Raw genomic sequence first — 21,606 nt, forward strand, 5'->3', positions numbered from 1 at the left:
ACAAGTCGCAGGCCGCCACCGTCAACGCGGAAAAGTTTATGGGTATCGTCCGAAAGCACCTTGCCTTTGAGGAATTGACCCCCACCCTCTTGCGGGAAATGATTGAAAAAATCGTCGTGCATGAGTGTAGCTATGACGAGAACGGCACCCGCAGGCAGGACATTGAGATTTATTACAGCTTTGTCGGCAAGATTGACTTGCCCGAAGCCTAACGCCCGACCTATCCGACACAATGGCCAAGTGCCGGATAGGAACGGCAAAATTTTTTACATTTCTATTACTTCTTTATCGCACATCAGTAAAATCACAGGGCGTTAAGCAGCTTGTCGCGGGCGGTGGCGTTGCCCTGATCGGCATTACCCTTGTCCCGCTGCTGTCCGGGCTGCTGGGCTAACCGGCCCGGCCATCCCTAACCGCTAACCATAGAATCGCCTCCGCGCCCTCCCCCTTTCCGGGAGGGCGCGGGAAAGGAGGTGTACCCACATGATCGGTGATTTGATTGGGGAATGGATAAAAGGAATCCTGATTGACGGTATCATGGGGAACCTGTCGGGGCTGTTTAACACCGTGAATACCAAAGTTGGGGAAATCGCGTCGGATGTGGGAAGTACCCCGCAGGACTGGAACGGCGGCATTTTTTCTATGCTGCAATCCCTGTCCGAAACGGTCATTGTCCCTATCGCGGCGGCCATTCTCGCCCTTGTGATGTGCTATGAGCTGATTGAAATGATTGTGGAAAAGAACAATATGCACGATTTTGACAGCTCCATGTTTTTCCGCTGGATGTTCAAGAGCGCCTTTGCCATCCTCATTGTGACGAACACATGGAATATCGTCATGGGCGTGTTTGACGCCACCCAGCAAGTCGTCAACCAGAGCGCCGGGGTAATCATCGGGGAAACCAGCATTGACTTTGACACGCTGCTGCCTGATCTGGAAAGCCGCCTCGACGCGATGGACATTGGGCCGCTGCTCGGCCTGTGGTTCCAGACCCTTGTTGTGGGGCTGACAATGAACATTCTTTCCATCTGCATTTTCCTTGTGACCTACGGGAGAATGATTGAAATATACGCCGTGACCGCACTGGGGCCTATCCCCCTTGCCACGCTGGGAAACGCGGAGTGGCGCGGCGTCGGCCAGAACTATTTGAAATCCCTGTTGGCGCTGGGCTTCCAAGCCTTTCTCATTATGGTGGTTGTCGGGATTTACGCGGTGCTGATTCAGGAGATCGGCACGGCGGACGACATTTCCGGCGCGATATGGGGCTGTATGGGCTATACGGTGCTGCTTTGCTTCTGTCTGTTCAAAACCGGCAGCATATCGAAAGCCGTATTTACTGCACACTGACAGACAGGAGGAACCCCAACCATAGAGGAAACACAAAAGAAAACCTACAATATCATTTACGCCGACCCGCCGTGGCGCTATGAACGGAAAGCGGTGCAGGGGGCGGCGGAAAAGCACTATCCCACGATGGGGATTGACGAGCTGTGTGCCCTGCCGGTGGAAACGCTGGCTGACCGGGACTGCCTGCTGTTTTTGTGGGCCACATTCCCGCAGCTTCCAGAGGCTTTGCGGCTGATTCAGGCGTGGGGCTTCACATTCAAGACCGTGGCTTTTGTCTGGCTGAAATTAAACCGAAAAAGCCCCACATGGTTTTATGGGCTGGGCTACTGGACAAGGGGAAACGCGGAAATCTGCCTGCTTGCCAAGCGGGGCCAGCCGAAGCGCCATTCTAAAAGCGTCCATCAGTTTATCATTTCCCCTATTGAAGAACACAGCAAGAAACCAGACATTACCCGCGAGAAAATCATAGAGCTGGCGGGCGACCTGCCCCGCGTGGAACTGTTCGCAAGACAGAAAACCCCCGGCTGGGATGCGTGGGGCAACGAAGTGGACAGCGACGTTTCACTGTCCGTATCAGAAACGAGGTGATATTTTATGGCTTATGTAACTGTCCCCAAGGATTTTACCCGTGTGAAATCCAAGGTGGTGTTTGGGCTAACCAAACGGCAACTGATCTGTTTTGGCGGTGCGCTGCTTGTAGGCGTCCCGCTTTTCTTTTTGCTCCGGGGGCGCGTCCCCACCAGCGCGGCGGCGCTGATTATGGTGTTTGCCATGCTGCCTGGCCTGCTTCTGGCCCTCTATGAGCGCCACGGCCAGCCCCTTGAAGTAGTGGTATGGCAGATCATCCAGTGCTGCTTTCTTATGCCGAAAGAACGCCCCTACCAGACCAACAACGCCTATTCTGCCCTTGTGCGGCAGCGACAAATGGAAAAGGAGGTAAATGCCATTGTCCAAAAAGCAAAGGAACGAAGCGCCGGAAAGAACGCCGGTAAAGCTGACCCGCGCAGAAAAGAAAGAAATTCAGGCCGTCATCCGCAAGTATAAAGGCGACGGCAAGCCCCACTCCGCGCAGGAGAGTATTCCCTACGAGGCCATGTATCAGGACGGGATTTGCCGCCTGACGCCCCGCACGTTCTCCAAGTGTATTGAGTTCGCGGACATCAGCTACCAGCTCGCGCAGGCGGACACCAAGACGGCCATCTTTGAAAACCTGTGCGATTTATACAACTATCTGGACGCCTCTATCCACGTCCAGTTTTCTTTTATCAACCACAAGATCGACCCCAAGCAATATGCCAAGAGCTTTGAAATCCGGGCGCAGGGGGATGATTTTGACGACATCCGGGCGGAGTATTCCGCCATCCTGAAAAACCAGCTTGTAAGCGGGAACAACGGCCTGATAAAACGGAAATTCCTGACCTACACCATCGAGGCCGATAACCTGAAACTGGCCCGCGCAAGGCTACGCCGCATTGAAACCGACCTCTTAGGCTATTTCAAGAGCATGGGGGCCGTGGCGTGGGGGCTGGACGCGAAAGCCCGGCTGGAAGTCATGCACAGCATTTTCCACCCGGACGGGGAGCCGTTTCAATTCGATTGGAAATGGCTGGCCCCCTCTGGACTTTCCACCAAGGACTTTATCGCCCCATCGTCGTTCCGTTTCGGAAATGCCCGGCTGTTTGGGCTGGGCGGCAAATATGGGGCCGTGAGCTTCCTAAACATCCTCTCCCCGGAGCTGTCGGACGAAATGCTGGCGGACTTCCTCAACACGGAAAACGGGATTGTCGTCAACCTCCATGTGCAGGCCATCGACCAGAGCGAGGCCATTAAAACAGTCAAGCGGAAAATCACCGACCTTGACGCCATGAAGATTCAAGAGCAGAAACGGGCCGTCCGCAGCGGTTATGACATGGACATCCTGCCCAGTGACCTTGCCACCTACGGGCAGGACGCCAAGGAGCTGCTAAAGACCTTGCAGAGCCGGAATGAGCGGATGTTTCAGCTCACCTTTTTGGTGCTGAACACCGCCGATACCCGGCAAAAGCTGGACAACGATGTGTTTTGGGCCGCAGGCGTGGCGCAGAAATACAACTGTTCCCTTGTCCGGCTGGACTACCAGCAGGAGCAGGGCCTTATGAGCAGCCTCCCGCTGGGGGCCAGCCACATCAAAATTGAGCGTTCCCTGACGACTTCCAGCGTGGCCGTGTTCGTGCCTTTCGTGACGCAGGAGCTTTTTCAGGGCGGCGACGCCATGTACTACGGCGTCAACGCCAAGACCGGCAACATGATTATGCTGGACAGGAAGCGGGCGCGGTGTCCCAACGGTTTGAAGCTGGGAACCCCCGGCAGCGGCAAGTCCATGAGCTGTAAATCCGAGATTTTGAGCGTGTTCCTCTGTACGCCGGACGACGTGTATATCTGTGACCCGGAGGCGGAGTATTACCCCCTTGTCCAGCGGCTTCACGGCCAAGTGGTGAAGCTCTCGCCCACCAGCAAAAGCTATGTGAACCCGCTGGACATCAACCTGAATTACTCCGAGGATGAAAGCCCGCTGGCCTTAAAATCCGACTTTGTGCTGTCTTTCTGTGAGCTTGTGATGGGCGGCAAGAACGGGCTGGAAGCCATCGAAAAGACGGTAATTGACCGGGCCGTGCAGGTGATCTACCGGCCCTATCTGGCAGACCCCCGCCCGGAAAATATGCCGATTCTTTCCGACCTCCACGCGGCGCTTCTGGCGCAGCATATCCCGGAGGCTGACCGGGTGGCGCAGGCCCTTGACCTGTATGTGTCCGGCTCCCTGAACGTCTTTAACCACCGCACCAACGTGGACATTGAAAGCCGGATTGTGGCCTTTGACATCAAGGAGTTAGGCAAGCAGCTAAAGAAAATCGGTATGCTGATTGTCCAAGACCAGATTTGGGGCAGGGTGACGCAAAACCGCAGCCAGGGCAAAGCGACATGGTTCTTTTGTGATGAGTTCCATTTGCTTTTGCGGGAGGAACAAACGGCGGCCTTTTCCTGTGAGATTTGGAAGCGTTTTCGTAAGTGGGGCGGGATTCCGACAGGTGCCACCCAGAACGTGAAAGACCTCCTTTCCTCCCCGGAAATCGAAAATATTTTGGAGAACAGCGACTTTATCTGCCTGTTAAATCAGGCGTCCGGCGATAGGAAAATCCTTGCGGAACGGCTGAACATTTCCCCCCAGCAGCTACGGTATGTGGACAATTCCGAACCCGGTGAGGGGCTTCTCATTTATGAGAACGTGATTCTGCCATTCAAGAACCCTATCCCGAAGAACACGCAGCTCTACCAGATTATGACGACCCGGTTAGGCGAGGGGGCGACAATATGACGCCGCCCCTTGACACAATCCTTTGCGGGGACAGCCTGCAAATCTTAAAAAAACTGCCGGATAACAGTGTCCAGTGTTGTATCACCTCTCCGCCCTACTATGCGCTGCGGGACTATGGTATAGATGGGCAGATTGGACGGGAGGACACACCGGAAAAGTACATTAAGCGGCTGACCGCAGTTTTCCGGGAAGTGCGTAGGGTATTGCGTTTGGACGGAACCTGCTGGCTGAACGTGGGAGATACCTATTGCGGAAAAGGAAATCAGGGGGAGTTTACAGACCCCAAATATCCAAATGGCCGGACAGGGCAGGCAATCGCACTGAATCACAAAGTAGAGGGCTGCAAGGCAAAAGACCTGATTGGAATACCGTGGATGTTGGCTTTTTCTCTCCGGGCTGACGGCTGGTATCTGCGTTCAGATATTATCTGGATGAAAAACAATCCCATGCCCGAAAGTGTAAAAGACCGGCCTACGCGCTGTTACGAACACGTTTTTCTGCTTTCCAAGTCACGCCGATATTTCTATGACTGGGAAAGTGTCGCGGAGCCAGTAGCCGCCTCCACCCCTGACCGTATGCGTCACCGTTACAGTGATTCTCATAAATATGGCACTGACATTCCCGGCCAACGGCACCAGACCATCAATAGCAGCCGTCCATGTGGATATGCAGAAAGTGAAATTCCACAAGTCCGAAACCGGCGGGATGTATGGCTGATTAACACTGTTCCTTATAAGGGCGGCCATTTTGCGGCCTTTCCTCCTAAGCTGGCAGAAACTTGTATTTTAGCTGGCTGTCCAGAGGGCGGCCTTGTACTCGACCCGTTTTTCGGAAGCGGAACAACCGGGCTTGCCGCCAAAAGGTTAAACCGGCATTATATCGGCATTGAGTTAAACCCACTTTACTGCGAAATGGCAAAGGAACGGATGGGAGGTGATTTGCTATGAAACAGCCCTTAAAACCCCGTGATAAAATCACCCAGCGCATGACCCGCGACGGACTGGCGCTGGATAACCAGACCACCGGCGAGAGCGTCAACATATCCAGCCGGGAGGCCGAGCAGGAATATACCGCCGAGCCGGGCGGCGCGGCGGAAAAGGTACTGGAACGGGCCGATCAACTCCACAGCCGCCACAAGGCAAAAAAGGCGGCCAAGGACGCCGGGGAAGTGGTGACGGAGGGAGGCGAAGCCCTGCACCGTCCTACTTCCCGCCTGCAATTTACCGCCGAGGAACGGGCCTCCCCGGAGCTTGCCCCCTATATCAAAAAGGCCGAGAAGCGGGCGGATAAGCTGGACGCGGCCAAAGACGCCCTCCCGAAAAAGCGCGTCGTCACCAAGGAAACCGTCTATGACGAGGCCAAGGGAAAGGCCAAAAGCAAACTTCACTTTGAGAAAGTGGAGAAAGACCCGCCCAAGCTCAAACCCAGCCCGGCCAGCCGCTCCGTGCAGGAGGCAGGGCTATACCTCCACGGGAAAATCCACGAGGTAGAACACGAAAACGTGGGCGTGGAGGGCGGCCACAAGGGGGAAGAACTGGCCGAACGTCAAGCGGGCAAGGCCCTAAGAAGCGCCCGGAGGCGGCAGAAATTAAAGCCCTACTGGGCCGCAGCCAAGGCCGAAAGGAAATCCATAGCCGCCAACGCCGAGTATGTGTATCAAAAATCCCTGCGGGATAACCCGGAAATGGCGCAGGCGGTAAAGAACCCGGTTTCCCGCTTCTGGCAGAAACAGAAAATCAAACGGCAGTACGCCAAGGCAGCACGGGCGGCGGGCCAGACGGCACAGGGCGCAGCCAGCACCGCCAAGACCACGGCCACCGCAGCCCAAAAAGCCGCCAAGGAAAGCAAAAAAGCCGCCTCCTTTGTGGCCCGCCACTGGAAAGGGGCGCTGCTGATCGGCGGCGTGGGCCTGCTTCTCCTGCTGGTGATGGGCGGCCTGCAATCTTGCACCGCCATGTTTGGCAGTGCCGGGACGGGGCTTGCGGCCACCTCCTATCTGTCCGAGGACAGCGATATGCTGGGGGCCGAGGACGCCTATGCCGGGATGGAGGCCGACTTACAGCATGAGCTTGACAACTACGAAAGCCTGCACCCCGGCTATGATGAGTACCGTTTTGATTTGGACGAAATCAGCCATGACCCCTATGTGCTGACCTCTATCCTCTCCGCGCTCCACGGCGGGGCGTTTATGCTGGACGAGGTACAGGGCGACCTTGCCATGCTCTTTGAACAGCAATACACCCTGACCCAGACCATTGAAACGGAAATCCGTTACCGCACGGAAACGAGGACAGACAGCGAGGGCAACGAGTACGAGGTAGAAGTCCCCTATACCTATTATATCTGCAACGTGACGCTCACCAACAACGACTTGTCCCACCTGCCTGTTTACATCATGGACGAGGAACAGTTGAGCCTGTACGCGGCCTATATGCAGACGTTAGGCAACCGGCCAGACCTCTTTCCAAACAGCAGCTATCCTCATGCCTCCACCGTCAAGGAGCCGACCTACTATGAAATCCCCCCGGAGGCTTTGGAGGATGAAACCTTTGCCGCCATGATTGCGGAGGCGGACAAGTATGTGGGCTATCCCTATGTGTGGGGCGGTTCCAGCCCGTCCACGTCTTTTGATTGTTCCGGCTTTATTAGCTGGGTACTCAATCACAGCGGATGGAGCGTCGGGCGGCAGACGGCGCAGGGGCTTTATAACCTCTGTACTCCCGTCACGGCGGGGCAGGCCAAGCCCGGCGATCTGGTGTTTTTCGTCGGCACCTACGACACCCCCGGCGTGTCCCATGTGGGGCTGTATGTGGGTAATTCCGTCATGTTGCACTGTGGCGACCCCATTTCTTACACAAGTCTAAATTCAAGTTACTGGCAATCTCACCTGTACTGTTACGGGCGTCTACCCTGACGCCAGAAAGGAGGATTTTCAATCAATATCGTTTCTTTTGGCGGCGGTACAAACAGCGCCGCCTTACTTGTTGGCCTTTATCAGCACCATATCCCTGTTGATCTGATTTTATTTGCCGATACTGGGGCCGAGCAGCCCCACACTTATCAATTTATCCGGCAAATGGACGCATGGCTGGCCGGACATGGTATGCCGCAGATCACAACCGTACAGAAGTTTGACCGTGAGGGAAACCGGCTGACGCTGGAAAAGGAATGTCTGCAATCCTGCACCCTCCCGTCAATCGCCTACGGCTACAAGCGTTGTTCCCTAAAGCACAAAGTCGGGCCGCAGGAAAAGTTCTGCAACCACTATGAGCCGTGCCGGGAAGTCTGGAAAGGCGGAGGGAAAGTCAACCGCTTTATCGGATATGACGCCGGGGAAATGAAGCGGTATCTCCGTTCCCGCAAGATTGACGAGGCCGACAAAAAATATTATAACTGTTATCCCCTGATAGAAGAATGGGGCTGGGACAGGAGCGATTGCGTCCGGGCGATTCAGGCGGCAGGCTTGCCGCAGCCGGGCAAATCCTCCTGTTTTTTCTGCCCCAGCATGAAGAAACCCGAAATCCTATATTTGAAAGACCACTATCCCGCCTTGTATCAGCGGGCGCTTGCGCTGGAAGCCAACGCCCTGCCCTATCTGAAAACTGTAAAAGGATTGGGGCGCAACTACGCATGGCAGGAACGATTTGGAAAGGAGTAATCAGTTATGGCAAATAAACTTGACCGTATTGAAAAGGACATTGAGAAAACCAAGGGCAAGATCGCGGAGCTGCAAAAGCAGCTTCGGGAGCTGGAAGCGGCAAAGACCGAACAGGAAAACTTGCAGATCGTCCAGCTTGTGCGTGGCCTGAACATGACCCCGCAGGAGTTCGCCGCCTTTGTGCGCGGCGGCGCTCTGCAAGCGCCCCCGGCCCCGCAGCCGGAGTTTGAACAGGAGGGAAACGCCGATGAAGAATAAGATCATTCGCAGATTTGCCGTGACACTGGCCGCTGTGCTTTGCATGGCGGCTTTTTCCGTCACCGCCTACGCCGGAGGCGTTGACCCTGACCCGGAGCCGCTGCCGGAAACCACCGAGGCCCCTTTGCCGGAGGAAACAGAGGAACCCACCACCGGCGGCATAGAGATGGAGCCGGAGGGCGTACCCGTCACCCCGGAGGGCAACGCGGCGCTGGTGGATGATTTCTACGGGGATAAGCAGCTTATCACCGTCACCACCAAGGCCGGGAATTATTTCTATATCCTGATTGACCGGGCCAACGAGGACAAGGAAACGTCCGTCCATTTCCTCAACCAAGTGGACGACGCCGACCTGCAAGCACTGTTGGAGGACGGCAAACAGGAGCCGCAAGTTTGCACCTGCACGGCCAAGTGTGAGGCCGGGGCCGTCAACACGGCCTGCCCGGTTTGTAAGAATAGCCTGACCGCCTGCGCCGGGCCGGAGCCGGAACCCGCAGACGAGGAAGAACCGGCAGCGCCGGAGAAAGAAAGCGGCGGCATGGGCGGCCTTGTGGTGTTCCTTGTGGTAGTGCTGGCAGGCGGCGGCGCGGCCCTTTATTTCTTTAAGCTCCGTAAGCCGAAAGCGGATGTCAAGGGCGGCGATGATCTGGACGAGTACGACTTTGGCGAGGACGAGGACGAAGAAGAAGCCCCGGAGCCGGACGACGCCACCGGCGGGGACGCCCAAGAGCCGGAGGAAGATTTGTTAATGGAGGAAGAAACAGATAAGGAGGACGAGGAATGACAGCTTCACATACACTTGTAATCGCAGAAAAGCCGAGCGTCGCCCGCAGTATTGCGGGCGTGATCGGCGCGGATAAGAAACAGGACGGCTACTTTGAGGGGAACGGCTATCTGGTAAGCTGGTGTATCGGCCACCTTGTTTCCCTTGCCGACGCCGGGGCCTATGGCCCCCGCTTTAAGAAGTGGCGCTATGAGGATTTGCCGATTTTGCCGCAGGAATGGCAGTACATCATCCCGGACGACAAGAAAAAGCAGTTTGACACCCTGCGTTCCCTGATGGAGCGCCCCGACGTGGACGGCCTTGTGTGCGCTACCGACGCCGGGCGCGAGGGGGAACTCATTTTCCGTTTCGTCTATCAGATGGCAGGCTGTCAAAAGCCGTTCAAGCGCCTTTGGATTTCCAGTATGGAGGACGGGGCTATCCGGGAGGGCTTTGCCAACCTGAAACCCGGCGCGGACTATGACGCCCTCTATCAATCGGCCCTTTGCCGGGCGCAGGCGGATTGGCTGGTGGGGATAAACGCCACAAGGCTTTTCTCCATCCTCTACCACAAGACCCTGACTGTGGGCCGGGTGCAGACGCCCACCTTGAAAATGCTGGTTGACCGGGAGGCAAAAATCAGCGGTTTCAAGAAAGAGAAATATCACGTCGTCCATATCGCGGCGGGCGGCATGGAGGCGGCCAGCGACCGCTTCCTGAACCCTGACGACGCCAACGCCACCAAGACGGCCTGTGCAGGAGCACAGGCCGTTTGTGTATCAGTAAAGCGTGAGAAAAAGACGGAGCAGCCGCCCCGTCTTTACGACCTCACCACCTTGCAGCGGGAGGCCAACCGCCTGTTTGGATTTACCGCCAAGCAGACCCTTGACTATGCCCAACAGCTCTATGAAAAGAAGCTGCTGACCTATCCCCGCACCGACAGCCAGTACCTTACCGACGATATGCAGCCCACAGCGGAAAGCATCGTGTCCGGCCTGTGGCCGCTGCTTTCCTTTGCGGCTGGGCTGGACATTGCCCCGCAGTTTGGCCGGGTGCTGAACAGCAAAAAGGTGTCCGACCACCACGCCATTATCCCCACGATGGAGTTTGTGCAGAAAGGCTTTGACGGGCTGACCGAGGGCGAAAAGAAACTGCTGTCCCTTGTGTGCTGCAAGCTGCTGTGTGCCGTGGCCGCGCCCCATGTGTATGAGGCTGTCACCGCCACATTCACCTGCGCCGGGAACGAGTTCACCGCCAAGGGCAAAACCATTCTCACCCCCGGCTGGAAAGAGATTGATCGCCGCTTCAAGGCGTCGTTCAAGACCGACGCCGACGAGGACGCGCCGGAGCTGGCAAGGGAGCTGCCGGAGATCACCGAGGGCCAGACCTTTGACCCGGTGGAGGCCAGCATCACCGAGCATTTCACTACGCCGCCCAAGCCCTATACCGAAGATACGCTGCTGTCTGCTATGGAACGTGCCGGGGCCGAGGATATGCCGGAGGACGCCGAGCGCCAAGGTTTGGGAACCCCGGCAACCCGCGCTTCCATTCTGGAAAAGCTGGTGCAGATGGGCTTTGTGGAGCGCAAAGGCAAACAGCTACTTCCCACCAAGGACGGCCACAACCTTGTGTGCGTCCTGCCGGAAGTGCTGACTTCTCCCCAGCTCACGGCGGAATGGGAAACCAAGCTGACGGCCATTGCCAAGGGCGAGGCCGACCCGGAGGGCTTCATGGTAGGCATTGAGGAAATGACCCGGAGCCTGATTTCCCGTTATTCGCAGATCAGCGAGGACGCGCAGAAGTTGTTTCAGGCCGAGCGTGTTGTTATCGGCAAGTGTCCCCGCTGCGGCGAAGCCGTCTACGAGGGCAAGAAAAACTATTACTGCGGAAACCGGGCCTGCCAGTTTGTCATGTGGAAAAATGACCGATTTTTTGAGGAACGGGGCAAGACGTTCACCCCGAAGATCGCCGCCGCGCTGCTCAAAGACGGAAAAGCAAAGGTAAAGGGCCTGCGCTCCATGAAAACCGGCAAAACCTACGACGGGACGGTGCTTTTGGCCGATACCGGCGGGAAGTACGTCAACTACCGCGTGGAGAAAAGGAGCTGACGGAGTAACGTAGCAAGCATAGGAAGTGTAGCCACACTTCCGATAAATCCCTGACCCGGCCACCCTGCCGGGCCGGGGATTTTGCTTGTTGGGGAAAGCCCCAAACCCCTATTTTGAAAGAAGGAGCTGACAAAACGGAAAAGCAGAAAGTAGAGATTGCAAATGGCCTGCTGCTGATTGATACCAACCATACCACTTTTGATATGCAGGCCATCCAGAACCGGCGCTTCATGTTCTCCCCGCAGACCGGGGAACTGATTTTAGGCAGGCAGTACCGGGGTAATGCCCTTGTCAAGAGCCACGCCGAGGAACACGGGGAAAGCGGCGCGAAAGCCCCTTTTGACAGTTTTCTTCGCGGCTGGATCGGGACGGGCAAGCAATACAAAGATGGCGTTATCCATTTTGCTCCGGCGATTGACGCCAGCAATCCAGAACAGTTTGACCGTGCGTTTTCCACGGTGGAGATGTTTGCGCGAAATGGAGCCAACGGCAAAACCGTTATTCGCGGTTTTGGGGATGTATGGGAGCAGCCGTTATCCAAACTGATTTTTGAAAGGAGTGAACCCATGAGCGAAGTGTTTTCTATCCTGCTGCATAACCGACAGCGTTATGAGCAAGGCAAAGAGGGCCTTTGGTTTTCTTTACCGACCACAACCGAAAAGCTGCAAGAAGCCCTGCGGGAAATCGGGATCAGTGCCGACAATCCGCAGGACTTTTTCTTGTACGACTACCGAAGCCCACAGGAGCGTCCCATTAAGCTGCCCCGCGATCTGGTGCTGTCCGCCGATGTGGACGAGCTGAACTTCCTTGCCGCGAGGCTGGAAAAGCTGGACGCCGCCGAGCTTGCGGAGCTGAACGCCGCCCTGACAAGCCCACAGAGCGACTTCCACAGCATCGGCCAGATCATCGACTACCCCGACAACGTGGACTACTATGTGCATCTGCCGGATGTCACCGGCACGGGCCAGTTGGGTGACTACTACCTGAACCGTTCCGGCATGGTGGATATGCCGGAGGAATGGAAAGCGGGAATTTTCCTGCCCCGTTTCGGCCTGCATATTGCCAATACGGAGCATGGTGTTTTCACCGATTACGGCTATCTGGTGAAAAGCGGCGACGAGTGGCAGCGCGTCCATGAGGGCCAGCCGGTGCCGGAGGAATACCGGGTGATGGCCTATCCCGCGCCGGAGGCTGACCGTGACGCCTTTCGCACGGAGCAACCGGCTCCCGCTGCTGTACTGCCGGAGGCAGCTCCCATCATCACCAAGGACAAGTCCAAAGATGAATACATGAAAGAGATCACCGACCGGCTGGAAGCTGGTGTACGGGGCATTATGAGCAGCGACAACTACAAATCTTATCTTGCCTCTATGTCCAAGTTCCACAGTTACAGCTTCCGAAATACCATGTTGATTTTCATGCAGAAGCCGGACGCCTCTTTGGTAGCCGGGCTGGGAAAATGGAAATCGGAATTTGAGCGCACCCGAAAACAAGGAGAAATCGGGCTGAAAATTTTAGCCCCCGCCTACTACAAAGTCAAAAAGCGTGTTCCCAAAATAGACCCTGATACCGGCGAATCCATCAAAGACAAAGACGGCAAAACCGTGATGGAGGAACAGACAATCACTGTGCCGGACTATCGTGCGGTATCGGTTTATGACGTAAGCCAGACCGAGGGAAAAGAGCTGCCCACAACCCATGTGGATGTGCTGGACGGTGACGTGGAGCATTTTCAGGATTTGCAGGCCGCCTTAACACAGGCGTCCCCTTATCCCATTTCCATTGAGCCTATTTTAGATGGTGCCAAGGGCCGCTGCTTCTATCTGGAACAGAGGATTGCAGTCAATGAGGGCATGAGCGAATTGCAGACCTTAAAGACAAGCATCCATGAAGTTGCCCACGCCCGCTTGTATGAGAAAAACAGCAATCTCCCGGAGGAACAGATGCCGGACAGAGCCACCCGTGAGGTACAGGCCGAGAGCGTGGCCTATACGGTGTGCCAGTATTTCGGGCTGGACACGTCGGACTATTCTTTCGGGTACATTGCAAATTGGAGTTCCGGCAAGGATTTGGAGGAATTGCAGGCGTCCCTTGAAACTATCCGATCCACCGCCAACAATCTTATCAATGAAATGGAAGCCCACCTGTTAGAGCTTCAGCAACAGCGGCAGGCGCAGCAGGCCGTGGAGCAAACTGTGGAGCCGACCGTGGAACAGGCCGCCGAGCAGCCTGCCCCCGACAGTGTGTTTTCCAAGCTGCCCCCGGAACAGCAGCAGGAAATGACCGACAGTGTGAAAGCCATGCTGCAAACCCTGATTGACGCCGATGTGAAATCCACCGGCGAAGTGACGCAAGGCACGTTGGACGCCATTCAGACACAGGGCTTTGTCCTTTCCGGCGACGGTACGCTGCAACGGGCCGAGGCCCAAGAAGCTGCCTACCGTCTGGAAAGCGGCAATATTCTCTTTATCCAGACCAGCGAAAACGGCTTTGACTATACCATGTATGGCCCTGACTACAAAGAGATCGACGGCGGACAGTTGGACAATACGGAGTATTCTTTGTCGGAGGCTCGCGACGAAATTCTTTCCGGGATTGCACCACAGGGCCATGTGACGGAAACCATCACCGGCGACGCACTGGAAGATTTTCAGGAGGCCGCAGAACAGGCCAATGCTATTTCCGTACAGCCGGAGCCGCAGCCGTGGAATGGGATTGACGGCCTTTTGAACAACAAGCCCATTATGCCGGATGCCACCCCCACGGAACGGGCCAACGCTCTGATCGACTGGGCCGAGCGTGACGGACAGCGCATGGGCAACGAGGAACGCCGGTTGATCGTGGAGTACGCCGAGGCTGTGGGCGACACGGACAAGGTGATCGAGATTATCAACCGTCTGTGTGAACAGGGCTATGAAATGCAGCACGGCCACATGGATGATTTTGTGAGAAGCCAGATCGAAAGTGAGATTGCCGTTGCCAAGGCAGAACAGCAAACCGCCCTTGATCCGGCAGCGGAGCCGGTTGTCACGATTATTTGGAGTGAAAGTCCCCACCTGAAAGACGGTCAGCAAATGCCGCTGCATGAGGCCGACGCCATTTTCAAAGAGCTGGACAGCGCCAAACGCTATGAACGGGAACAGCCCGACTACAAGGGAAGCTGGTACGACAAGACCAAGTTCCGCATCGACTTCACCTTTCAGGGACAGCCGGACAACTACGAGGGACGGCAGGACTTTGGCGACGGCGACGGTTCTCTGATCGAGCATATCCGTGGTTATCACGAATACTACGCACAGGACGAGAGCTGGAAAAACCATGTTCTGAAACATGATGGGCCGGAAGCATGGGAGGCGGACAAGGCCCAGCGGGATATGCTGCTGCATGAATTTGTTCCGTATATGTCGCTGCACTGTAATTTGGCCGCTATGGAGCAAGAGGCCCGTCGTCCTCTGCAATCCGGGGAAACCCTGACGCCGGAACAGACAGCCTATTTCCAAGCGGTTCTGGACTATGTGAAAGAGTGCCGTCCGCTTCTCAATCAGGGCCAGTATCAGTTGCCGGAGCCGCCGAAACTGACCGACTTCGACCAGAGCTTGCAGGACTACAAAGCGCAGGTGGAGGCCGAAATTGCACAGGAGGCCGCCGACGCCGGTATGACCGTGGAGGAATATGCGGCGGCTGGCTATGAGGCCCCGGCCCAGCCGCAGGAAGCCCAAGAGCCGCCCCAGCAGGAAACCCCGGAACAGCCGGTGAAAGAGCCTGCGGCGTCCGACTACTACTATTCCATCAATGAGGGCGCGGCCCGTCGAGCCAAGGAAATGAACAGCTTTTCCGACTACAAGCCCGGCAGCGCCACAGCCGAGTACCGGCATTATGTGGATGAAGCCTTTGCACTGGCACAGGAACAAAAAAAGCGCGTCGATCCCATGTACCATGAGAAAATCGACAGCCTGCTTGACACCTATGCCCGGAAGCTGGCTGCCAACATGAACCACGGCTATGAGATTGACGCCCGTGTTCCGTCCATTTTGATTGCCGGTGGTTCCAATTTCCCGGTACGGAAGAAAGAGAAACAGAACGCGGCCCGCGACAGCAATATGCAGGAATGGCAGTACATCCAAGGGCTGCTTGATAAAATCCGCAGCACCGGCATGGGCGGCATCCGGCAGGACGATCCGCAGGCCATTCCCAAGCTGCAAAAGAAGCTGGACGGTCTTGAAAAGGCACAGGAAACCATGAAAGCGGTCAATGCCTATTACCGCAAACACGGCACGTTGGACGGCTGCCCGCACCTCTCTCCTGAAAACATCGAAAACCTGAAAGCGGATATGGCGTCCGGCTGGCACTATGAAAAGAAGCCGTTTCAGAGCTGGGAGCTGTCCAACAACAATGCGGAAATCCGCCGCGTTCGGCAGCGGATCGAAAGCCTGACCCGCGCAAACGAAGTGGCCTATGTGGGCTGGGAGTTTGACGGCGGCCATGTGGAGGCCAACCGGGATCAGGGCCGCTTGCAGGTGTTCTTTGACGGCAAGCCGGAAGCGGATGCCCGCCAGCAGTTGAAAGAGAACGGTTTCCGTTGGGCGCCGAGTGTGGGCGCATGGCAGCGGCTTTTGAACGACAATGCCTACCGTGCGTCGGACAGAATTGCTTGTATTCAGCCCCTTTCCGGCATCAAGCCCACGGAGCTGCAACGCAACAGCAGCCGGGAGCAGCGGGCGCAGATGGCACAGGATCAGACCGAGCCGGACTACTTCTACCGGGTACACGCCACCCCCAGCAGCGACAGCCGGGAAAACCTGTATCTGCTGCAAGCCTATGTTCCGCAGGACAACGGCAGGGCCAAGATCGGGGATATTCTCTACGTCGGGACGCCGGAACGGTGCCGGGAGCTGATGGATCAGCTCAATACCGGGGAGCTGACGCAGGAGGCCGTCAAAGAGCTGTATGCCAAGGAACAGGAACAGCCGACACCCGAACCCACCCCGGAACAGGAACCGGCACCAGAGCCGGAGCCGGAACAAGAACCCGTGCAGGAGCCGGAGCCGGAAACCGCCCCGGCGCAGGAAGTCACTTCCGACGCCGAGCCGCAGGCGGCCCCCGCAAAACCCCTGACGGAGTTGCAGGAAAAGGCGCTGGAAATCGCTGACCGATACAAAGAACTGCCCTTGCAGGCCAAGATTGATGTGATCGCGCAGTCGTTTGGCTGTAAGACCGGCGAAATCCACACGTCCCCCTGTACCGGCAAATGGCGCGGCACCAGCGACATGACGATCCGTTTTGACAACGGCGCGTCCCTGTTTATCGGCAACCACCTGACACCGAAAGCCAAGACGGTTAAGGTGCAGACGGAATGTGTCAACCGTACTTTGGTGCAGTACAACCCGGAGATCGTCAAGGCCACCAAGGAAGCGGCCCTGCCTGCGCTGTTGCAGCGGGAGGTCAAGGACAACGAGATCGCGGCCCAAAAGGGCTTGAAGCCTTACACGCTGCTCAATGTGGAGTTCAACGAGGGAGCCGACGAAAAGACCGGCGGTTATATTGGCTGGTACTATGTGACGCTGGCCGTGGACGGCAAAATCTGTACCCATCTGGAAACGGGATTGAACCATGATATTGCCAGCGGCAAGGTGAGCGACACCCCCACACGGGCTGACTACTATCCGGCAGGTGCCTTGAAAGAGGCCGATGTGGACTACGTTTTCAATAACGTGGGCTTTTCTTCTGATTCCAGCCTCTATACGGTGCCGCTGCGGGACGATGTGCGGGAACGGGCCGAAAAGACACTGGCCGAGCGCAGCGCCGCCGAGCCGGAGGCTGGCCGGGAATGGGGTTTTTACATCATTCCCGATCTGAAAACATGGGCCACCAATGCCGAGCAGCAGACCCCGATAGAGCATTTTGCCACCTTTGAGGAAGCCAAGGCCCGGTTCAACGAGCTGCGGAGCCAGCCCTATAACAGCGAGGCCAAGGATTTGAACACCGATGGCCGACCCTACGCCCATCTGACGCTGGGCATGGAAAGCAAGGACGGCATGAGCGCCGCCGATATTCTCCATGTGCGGGCGGGCCAGAATTATCTTGTGGAGGACTTCACCCGCATGGAACGGCTGCGGAGTGATCCCGTGGTACTGGAAAGCCTCTCCCGTGTGGCACAGGAAATCGGCTTTGACCGGGTGCGGCCCTATGTGATGGAGAACGGCAGCTATAAGGCCATGCCGGATATGCCTTTCACCCAATGGGAAAACCCGTATTTCACCGTCGATCCCCCGGCACAGGAGCAGGGCGACACCTTTACCATCTACCAGCTCAAAGGCGGGCCGGAAACACGGGACTATCGCTTTGAGCCTTACGAGCGTTTGCAGGCGGTGGGGCTGGCCGTTGACCGGCAGAATTACAATCTGGTTTACACGGCCCCGCTGGACGGTAAAACCACGCTGGAGGACATTTACCGCACATTCAACCTTGACCGTCCCGCCGACTTCACCGGCCACAGCCTTTCCGTTTCCGACGTTGTGGTGCTGACCCGCAGCGGCAAGGAGGAAGCCCATTACTGTGACAGCTTCGGCTTTACGCCGGTGCCGGAGTTCTTCTTGCAGCGGGAAAAACAGCTTACGCCACGGGAATTGCTGACCGGCGAGAGCATCCAGACCCCACGGGGCAGCTTCCTTATAACCGACATGAGCCGGGAGCAGTTGGAGGCCGCAGGCTATGGTTTCCACCACCAATCCGAGGACGGCAAGTATCTTATCATGGGCAACGGCACAGACGCCTTTGCCATCCCCGCCCAGCAGGAAAGCCCCATCAAGGCCGCTGAAATGATGACCGAGCAAAACTACAACATGATTGACGGCGTTCTGAATAATGCCCCTACCATGAGCGAGCTGGAAGCCAAGGCCAAAGCCGGGGAACAGATTTCCTTGTTTGACGTGGCCGAGGCAGCCAAGGCGGAGGCCCAAAAGCCCAAGCAGCCCCAGCGCCCGGCGCAGAAACAGAAAAAGCCGTCCATCCGGGCGCAGCTCAAAGCCGCCAAGGAGGAACAGCAGAAGAAACCGCCGCAGCGGGAAAAGACACAGGAATTGGAGGTGTGACACCATGAACAGGTTTGAGAATGTGGATGTTCTGGCCGCGCTGGAACAGCTCATGCGGCAGAACACCGCCTTTTATCGCAACGATTTTGAGATCGACAAAGAGATCATCGGGCGGGCCGCTGCCAGCGACAAGGCCGAGGACAAGACACTTTTGTGGATGTCCCGCCCGTCCGGGACACATTGTTTCCGGGAAAGTGATGTGTACCTGCAAGGCACCGCGCAGCACAACACATGGAAGTTTTACGGGGAGCAGACCCGTGACCGGGTGCTGGCCTACGCTGTGGAGCTGATCGGCAAGGTGCGGGGTGTCATTCGCGGCAATCTCTATGAGCTGGACTATCCCCAGCACTTCCGGCACGTCGCAGCCGAGGCGGTACAGGCCGACAACATTATCCTGCACTATGAAAAGGGCGACCGGGAGCAGCCCGCCGGTCTGTACTTCGACGGGCGGCCCGATCCTAAGCTGGGGGCGTTCCTGCGGTATGAGGCCAAACCCAATGAGCCGGAACACCTGCGGGAGCTGTTGCGGCAAGAACAGAAAGGCCGGGCGCAGCTTGCGCCCGGCGACTTCAAGGCTCACGTCACGGCGCTGCATGACGGCATGATTTTGGCCGAGGCGCAGCGGATCGTGGCCGAGCTGAAAACCTTGCCTGCCCCCAACAGCCCCAACAAGACGCATTTCATGGTGGAGCTGTCCCCGTATTTCGTGCAGATTGCGTCCAGCAAAGACACCGACCGGCTGTTTTCCATGCTGCCCTATAAATCCCTGTGCTTTACCGGCATGAAAGACCGGCACGGCCTGTATGCGGTGATCGGCAAGGACGAGAACCGGGATAAGGAAGCGCGGAGGCCCCGCGCTTCCATCCGCAGGCAGCTATCCGAAACCAAACAGGCCCAAACCCCGAAAAAGCCCCCGGCCAGAACCAAGAAAAATGAATTGGAGGTATGACAATGGTACAGTTTACCGTGGAAGAAGAAAACCTGATCTGTATGTATCACAAGAGCGACCGGCGCAGGACGGCGGCCAACATCCGGGCCGCCCTGCCGGATATGGACGAGGACATAGCGGCGCTGGCCCGCCAGACCGCCGATAAGCTGGACGCCATGAACAACGCCGACTTTGAAGCGCAGCAATTCCATTTCACGGATGAGTGATCCAAGCATAGCAAAGCGCCGGGCGCGGGGGCTGTATGGCCTCTGCGTCCGGCGTTAATTTTTTCTGTTACCCCAAACAATCGAGAGGGGCTACAACATTTAACATTTTTCCAGCAATCAGGCAAATAAAGCTGATGATAGTACTCATATTAGAAATCATAGACATCCCTCCTCGAATGTTAGCTATCATGTTACAGTCCCCGATCTCTTGTTTCCAAGCCTCATTAGCAACACAACCTCTCGATTGTGTGGGGCGGGACAAATATATTATAACATTCTTTTTTCAGCTTTCAATGCTAACTCTAATTTTTTGTATGTTGTCACATTTTTATTTGATTTACTATAAATATGCCATAGTAGTTTGGGTAATTCTTCCAGTGAAAATTTCTTTTGCAATAGATAAATATTGAGATAGTTAATTTTATTACCCGGAAGGTGAAGGAGCTTATACTTACGGATGTTTACATTATTTCTTAATGCGTTTAATACTTCCTCTAATTCCGATGTGACATCAACATTCGGATATTGCGATAGAACTTCTGTATTTTTGCCAAGAACGATATTTCTACATCCAGCCAAATTTGTATTGACTATGGTTGTATATTCTACATTGGCACCATCAAACACACAGTTAGTAAACCGACATCCCATAAATACACAGTCAGTAATATGTGCATTACGAAAATTGCACTTATTAAAACTTGCTCCCCAAAAATCACATCCAGAAACTATGGCGTGAGAAAAATCCACTTTTTTGAAATGAGAACCGCGAAAGTTCAAATAATCAAAATGTTTTCCCTTTGCGTTACCGTTTACTATTTGGCTTTTTGCTAAATAACGACATCGTGCTTCTTTGACTATTTTTTTTGGCTTACACTTGTGTGTAATAATGTGTAGCCGATCAATTCTATAAGTCTGTCCCATTTTTGATGTCCCTCTCTGCATTTTGATATACAGACAATATAAAATCTGCCATTGCGATTGCAGCATTAACAAAAAGCCTTGTATGATAATCTGCTATACCAATGCGCTTACTGCCCACACCATGAGCGTCGCTTTCCTTGTTTCGCATTTCTGCGATTGCAGAAATTATTTTTTCCAAGCCGGAAAGTAAAGTGTTTATACGCCTATCCAAATCTTTGTGTGCGTGCATATTATATAGAGCTTTTACCTGACCGTAAAGTTTTCCAATATCACCGCTATCTGATGGCACTTCTCCCTTTTTCTCAATAACATAGCAAAATGTTTCTTCAAGTATTGTGCGAGCTTTTGTTATTGCACTATCAAAATTTCCATCATCAATGTCTTTGTTAGCTCTTTCAGCTAAATCTTTTATGTAAGCACGGTCTATAACCTTTACTGTTGGTGCAGCAACGGTAACAACCTTACCGATTTGCCCAATTTGATATGACTTGCCAACCACACGGAGTTCATTGCCGCCGAAATATAGAATACTGTTAATCTGCTCTAAGATTTTCTGCACAATAGTCCGATACGCTTCCTCAATATCTTCTGGCGATAGGCCCTTTAACGATTCAACAAATTTATCTTTGGAAAATATGTAGGCAAGGAAATCAGACATCCTATTTTGCTTAATACAAAATTCCATTATTTTATCGAAATATTGCCAGCGACTTAATGCACCACCAGACCATGAATAAGTTGAGGGTAGCCCAAAAAGGGAGGAAATTTCGCATATAGCTGGCCCACTAAGATATGGCATGGCAATTTTTATGTTTTTTTCATTGCCGTATTTATCTTCAAAGGTCATATCACCAAATTCCTTATCCCCATCTAAAATTGCAATTATTTCTTTGGAACGAAGCAAAGAAAACACATTTTTTCCCATAGATATATCTCCCAGCTAAGTTGTT

General features: G+C 55.1%; 16 protein-coding genes and 1 pseudogene. 15 read left to right on the top strand and 2 right to left on the bottom strand.

Annotation, left to right across the window (positions count from 1 at the left end; all coding sequences use genetic code 11):
* The 15 genes and pseudogenes from ACYQ3S_RS10100 to ACYQ3S_RS10170 form a co-directional block, all read left to right on the top strand.
* A partial coding sequence (locus tag ACYQ3S_RS10100; RefSeq protein WP_459688882.1) for a DUF4368 domain-containing protein occupies positions 1–212 on the top strand: 212 nt, incomplete at its 5' end.
* Positions 213–301: 89 nt separating this feature from the next.
* Positions 302–394 (top strand): annotated as a pseudogene (locus ACYQ3S_RS10105) (Maff2 family mobile element protein); the annotation flags it as partial.
* 89 nt (positions 395–483) lie between these two features.
* Positions 484–1,347 carry a VirB6/TrbL-like conjugal transfer protein, CD1112 family gene (locus tag ACYQ3S_RS10110; RefSeq protein WP_003505008.1) on the top strand — a complete coding sequence of 288 codons (864 nt, stop codon included), beginning with the start codon at positions 484–486 and terminating at the stop codon, positions 1,345–1,347.
* A 51-nt stretch (positions 1,348–1,398) separates the two neighbouring features.
* Positions 1,399–1,935 carry an MT-A70 family methyltransferase gene (locus ACYQ3S_RS10115; protein ID WP_459689003.1) on the top strand — a complete coding sequence of 179 codons (537 nt, stop codon included), beginning with the start codon at positions 1,399–1,401 and terminating at the stop codon, positions 1,933–1,935.
* 6 nt (positions 1,936–1,941) lie between these two features.
* Entirely contained in the window at positions 1,942–2,391 is a 450-nt protein-coding gene (locus tag ACYQ3S_RS10120; protein WP_459688885.1) for a PrgI family protein, read from the top strand.
* The gene (locus ACYQ3S_RS10125; RefSeq protein WP_459688886.1) at positions 2,288–4,699 is read left to right on the top strand and encodes a VirB4-like conjugal transfer ATPase, CD1110 family; all 2,412 of its coding nucleotides are present in this window, start codon (positions 2,288–2,290) and stop codon (positions 4,697–4,699) included. Before ACYQ3S_RS10120 ends, ACYQ3S_RS10125 begins: the two co-directional genes overlap by 104 nt.
* Positions 4,696–5,646, top strand: a complete 951-nt coding sequence (locus ACYQ3S_RS10130) for a DNA-methyltransferase (RefSeq protein WP_418507766.1) — start codon at positions 4,696–4,698, stop codon at positions 5,644–5,646. The genes ACYQ3S_RS10125 and ACYQ3S_RS10130 overlap by 4 nt, the downstream gene beginning before the upstream one ends.
* Complete coding sequence (locus ACYQ3S_RS10135; protein WP_418507767.1) at positions 5,643–7,613, top strand: C40 family peptidase; 1,971 nt, start codon at positions 5,643–5,645, stop codon at positions 7,611–7,613. Before ACYQ3S_RS10130 ends, ACYQ3S_RS10135 begins: the two co-directional genes overlap by 4 nt.
* Positions 7,614–7,802: 189 nt before the next feature.
* Positions 7,803–8,357: a phosphoadenosine phosphosulfate reductase gene (locus ACYQ3S_RS10140; protein ID WP_459688888.1), complete on the top strand. Its 555-nt coding sequence runs from the start codon at positions 7,803–7,805 to the stop codon at positions 8,355–8,357.
* 6 nt (positions 8,358–8,363) lie between these two features.
* Positions 8,364–8,615 carry a DUF4315 family protein gene (locus ACYQ3S_RS10145; protein ID WP_418507768.1) on the top strand — a complete coding sequence of 84 codons (252 nt, stop codon included), beginning with the start codon at positions 8,364–8,366 and terminating at the stop codon, positions 8,613–8,615.
* Positions 8,605–9,399 (top strand): DUF4366 domain-containing protein, encoded by a 795-nt coding sequence (locus ACYQ3S_RS10150; RefSeq protein WP_418507770.1) that lies wholly within the window; start codon positions 8,605–8,607, stop codon positions 9,397–9,399. The genes ACYQ3S_RS10145 and ACYQ3S_RS10150 overlap by 11 nt, the downstream gene beginning before the upstream one ends.
* The gene (locus tag ACYQ3S_RS10155; RefSeq protein WP_418507771.1) at positions 9,396–11,486 is read left to right on the top strand and encodes a DNA topoisomerase 3; all 2,091 of its coding nucleotides are present in this window, start codon (positions 9,396–9,398) and stop codon (positions 11,484–11,486) included. Before ACYQ3S_RS10150 ends, ACYQ3S_RS10155 begins: the two co-directional genes overlap by 4 nt.
* 566 nt (positions 11,487–12,052) lie before the next feature.
* Positions 12,053–18,577, top strand: coding sequence for an LPD25 domain-containing protein (locus tag ACYQ3S_RS10160; RefSeq protein WP_459689005.1), 6,525 nt, complete (start codon positions 12,053–12,055; stop codon positions 18,575–18,577).
* 4 nt (positions 18,578–18,581) lie between these two features.
* Positions 18,582–19,526 (top strand): hypothetical protein, encoded by a 945-nt coding sequence (locus ACYQ3S_RS10165; protein ID WP_459688891.1) that lies wholly within the window; start codon positions 18,582–18,584, stop codon positions 19,524–19,526.
* A gap of 2 nt (positions 19,527–19,528) precedes the next feature.
* A complete protein-coding gene (locus tag ACYQ3S_RS10170; protein WP_459688893.1) occupies positions 19,529–19,732 on the top strand; it encodes a transposon-transfer assisting family protein in 204 nt (67 codons plus the stop codon).
* A 267-nt stretch (positions 19,733–19,999) separates the two neighbouring features.
* On the opposite strand, the gene ACYQ3S_RS10175 is transcribed toward ACYQ3S_RS10170, so the two are convergent.
* The gene (locus tag ACYQ3S_RS10175) at positions 20,000–20,656 is read right to left on the bottom strand and encodes a pentapeptide repeat-containing protein (protein WP_459688895.1); all 657 of its coding nucleotides are present in this window, start codon (positions 20,654–20,656) and stop codon (positions 20,000–20,002) included.
* On the bottom strand, positions 20,640–21,581 hold the full coding sequence (locus tag ACYQ3S_RS10180; RefSeq protein ID WP_459688896.1) for an abortive infection family protein: 942 nt from the start codon (positions 21,579–21,581) through the stop codon (positions 20,640–20,642). The genes ACYQ3S_RS10175 and ACYQ3S_RS10180 overlap by 17 nt, the downstream gene beginning before the upstream one ends.
* Positions 21,582–21,606: the final 25 nt, after the last annotated feature.

Source organism: Agathobaculum sp. TL06, from assembly GCF_054658635.1.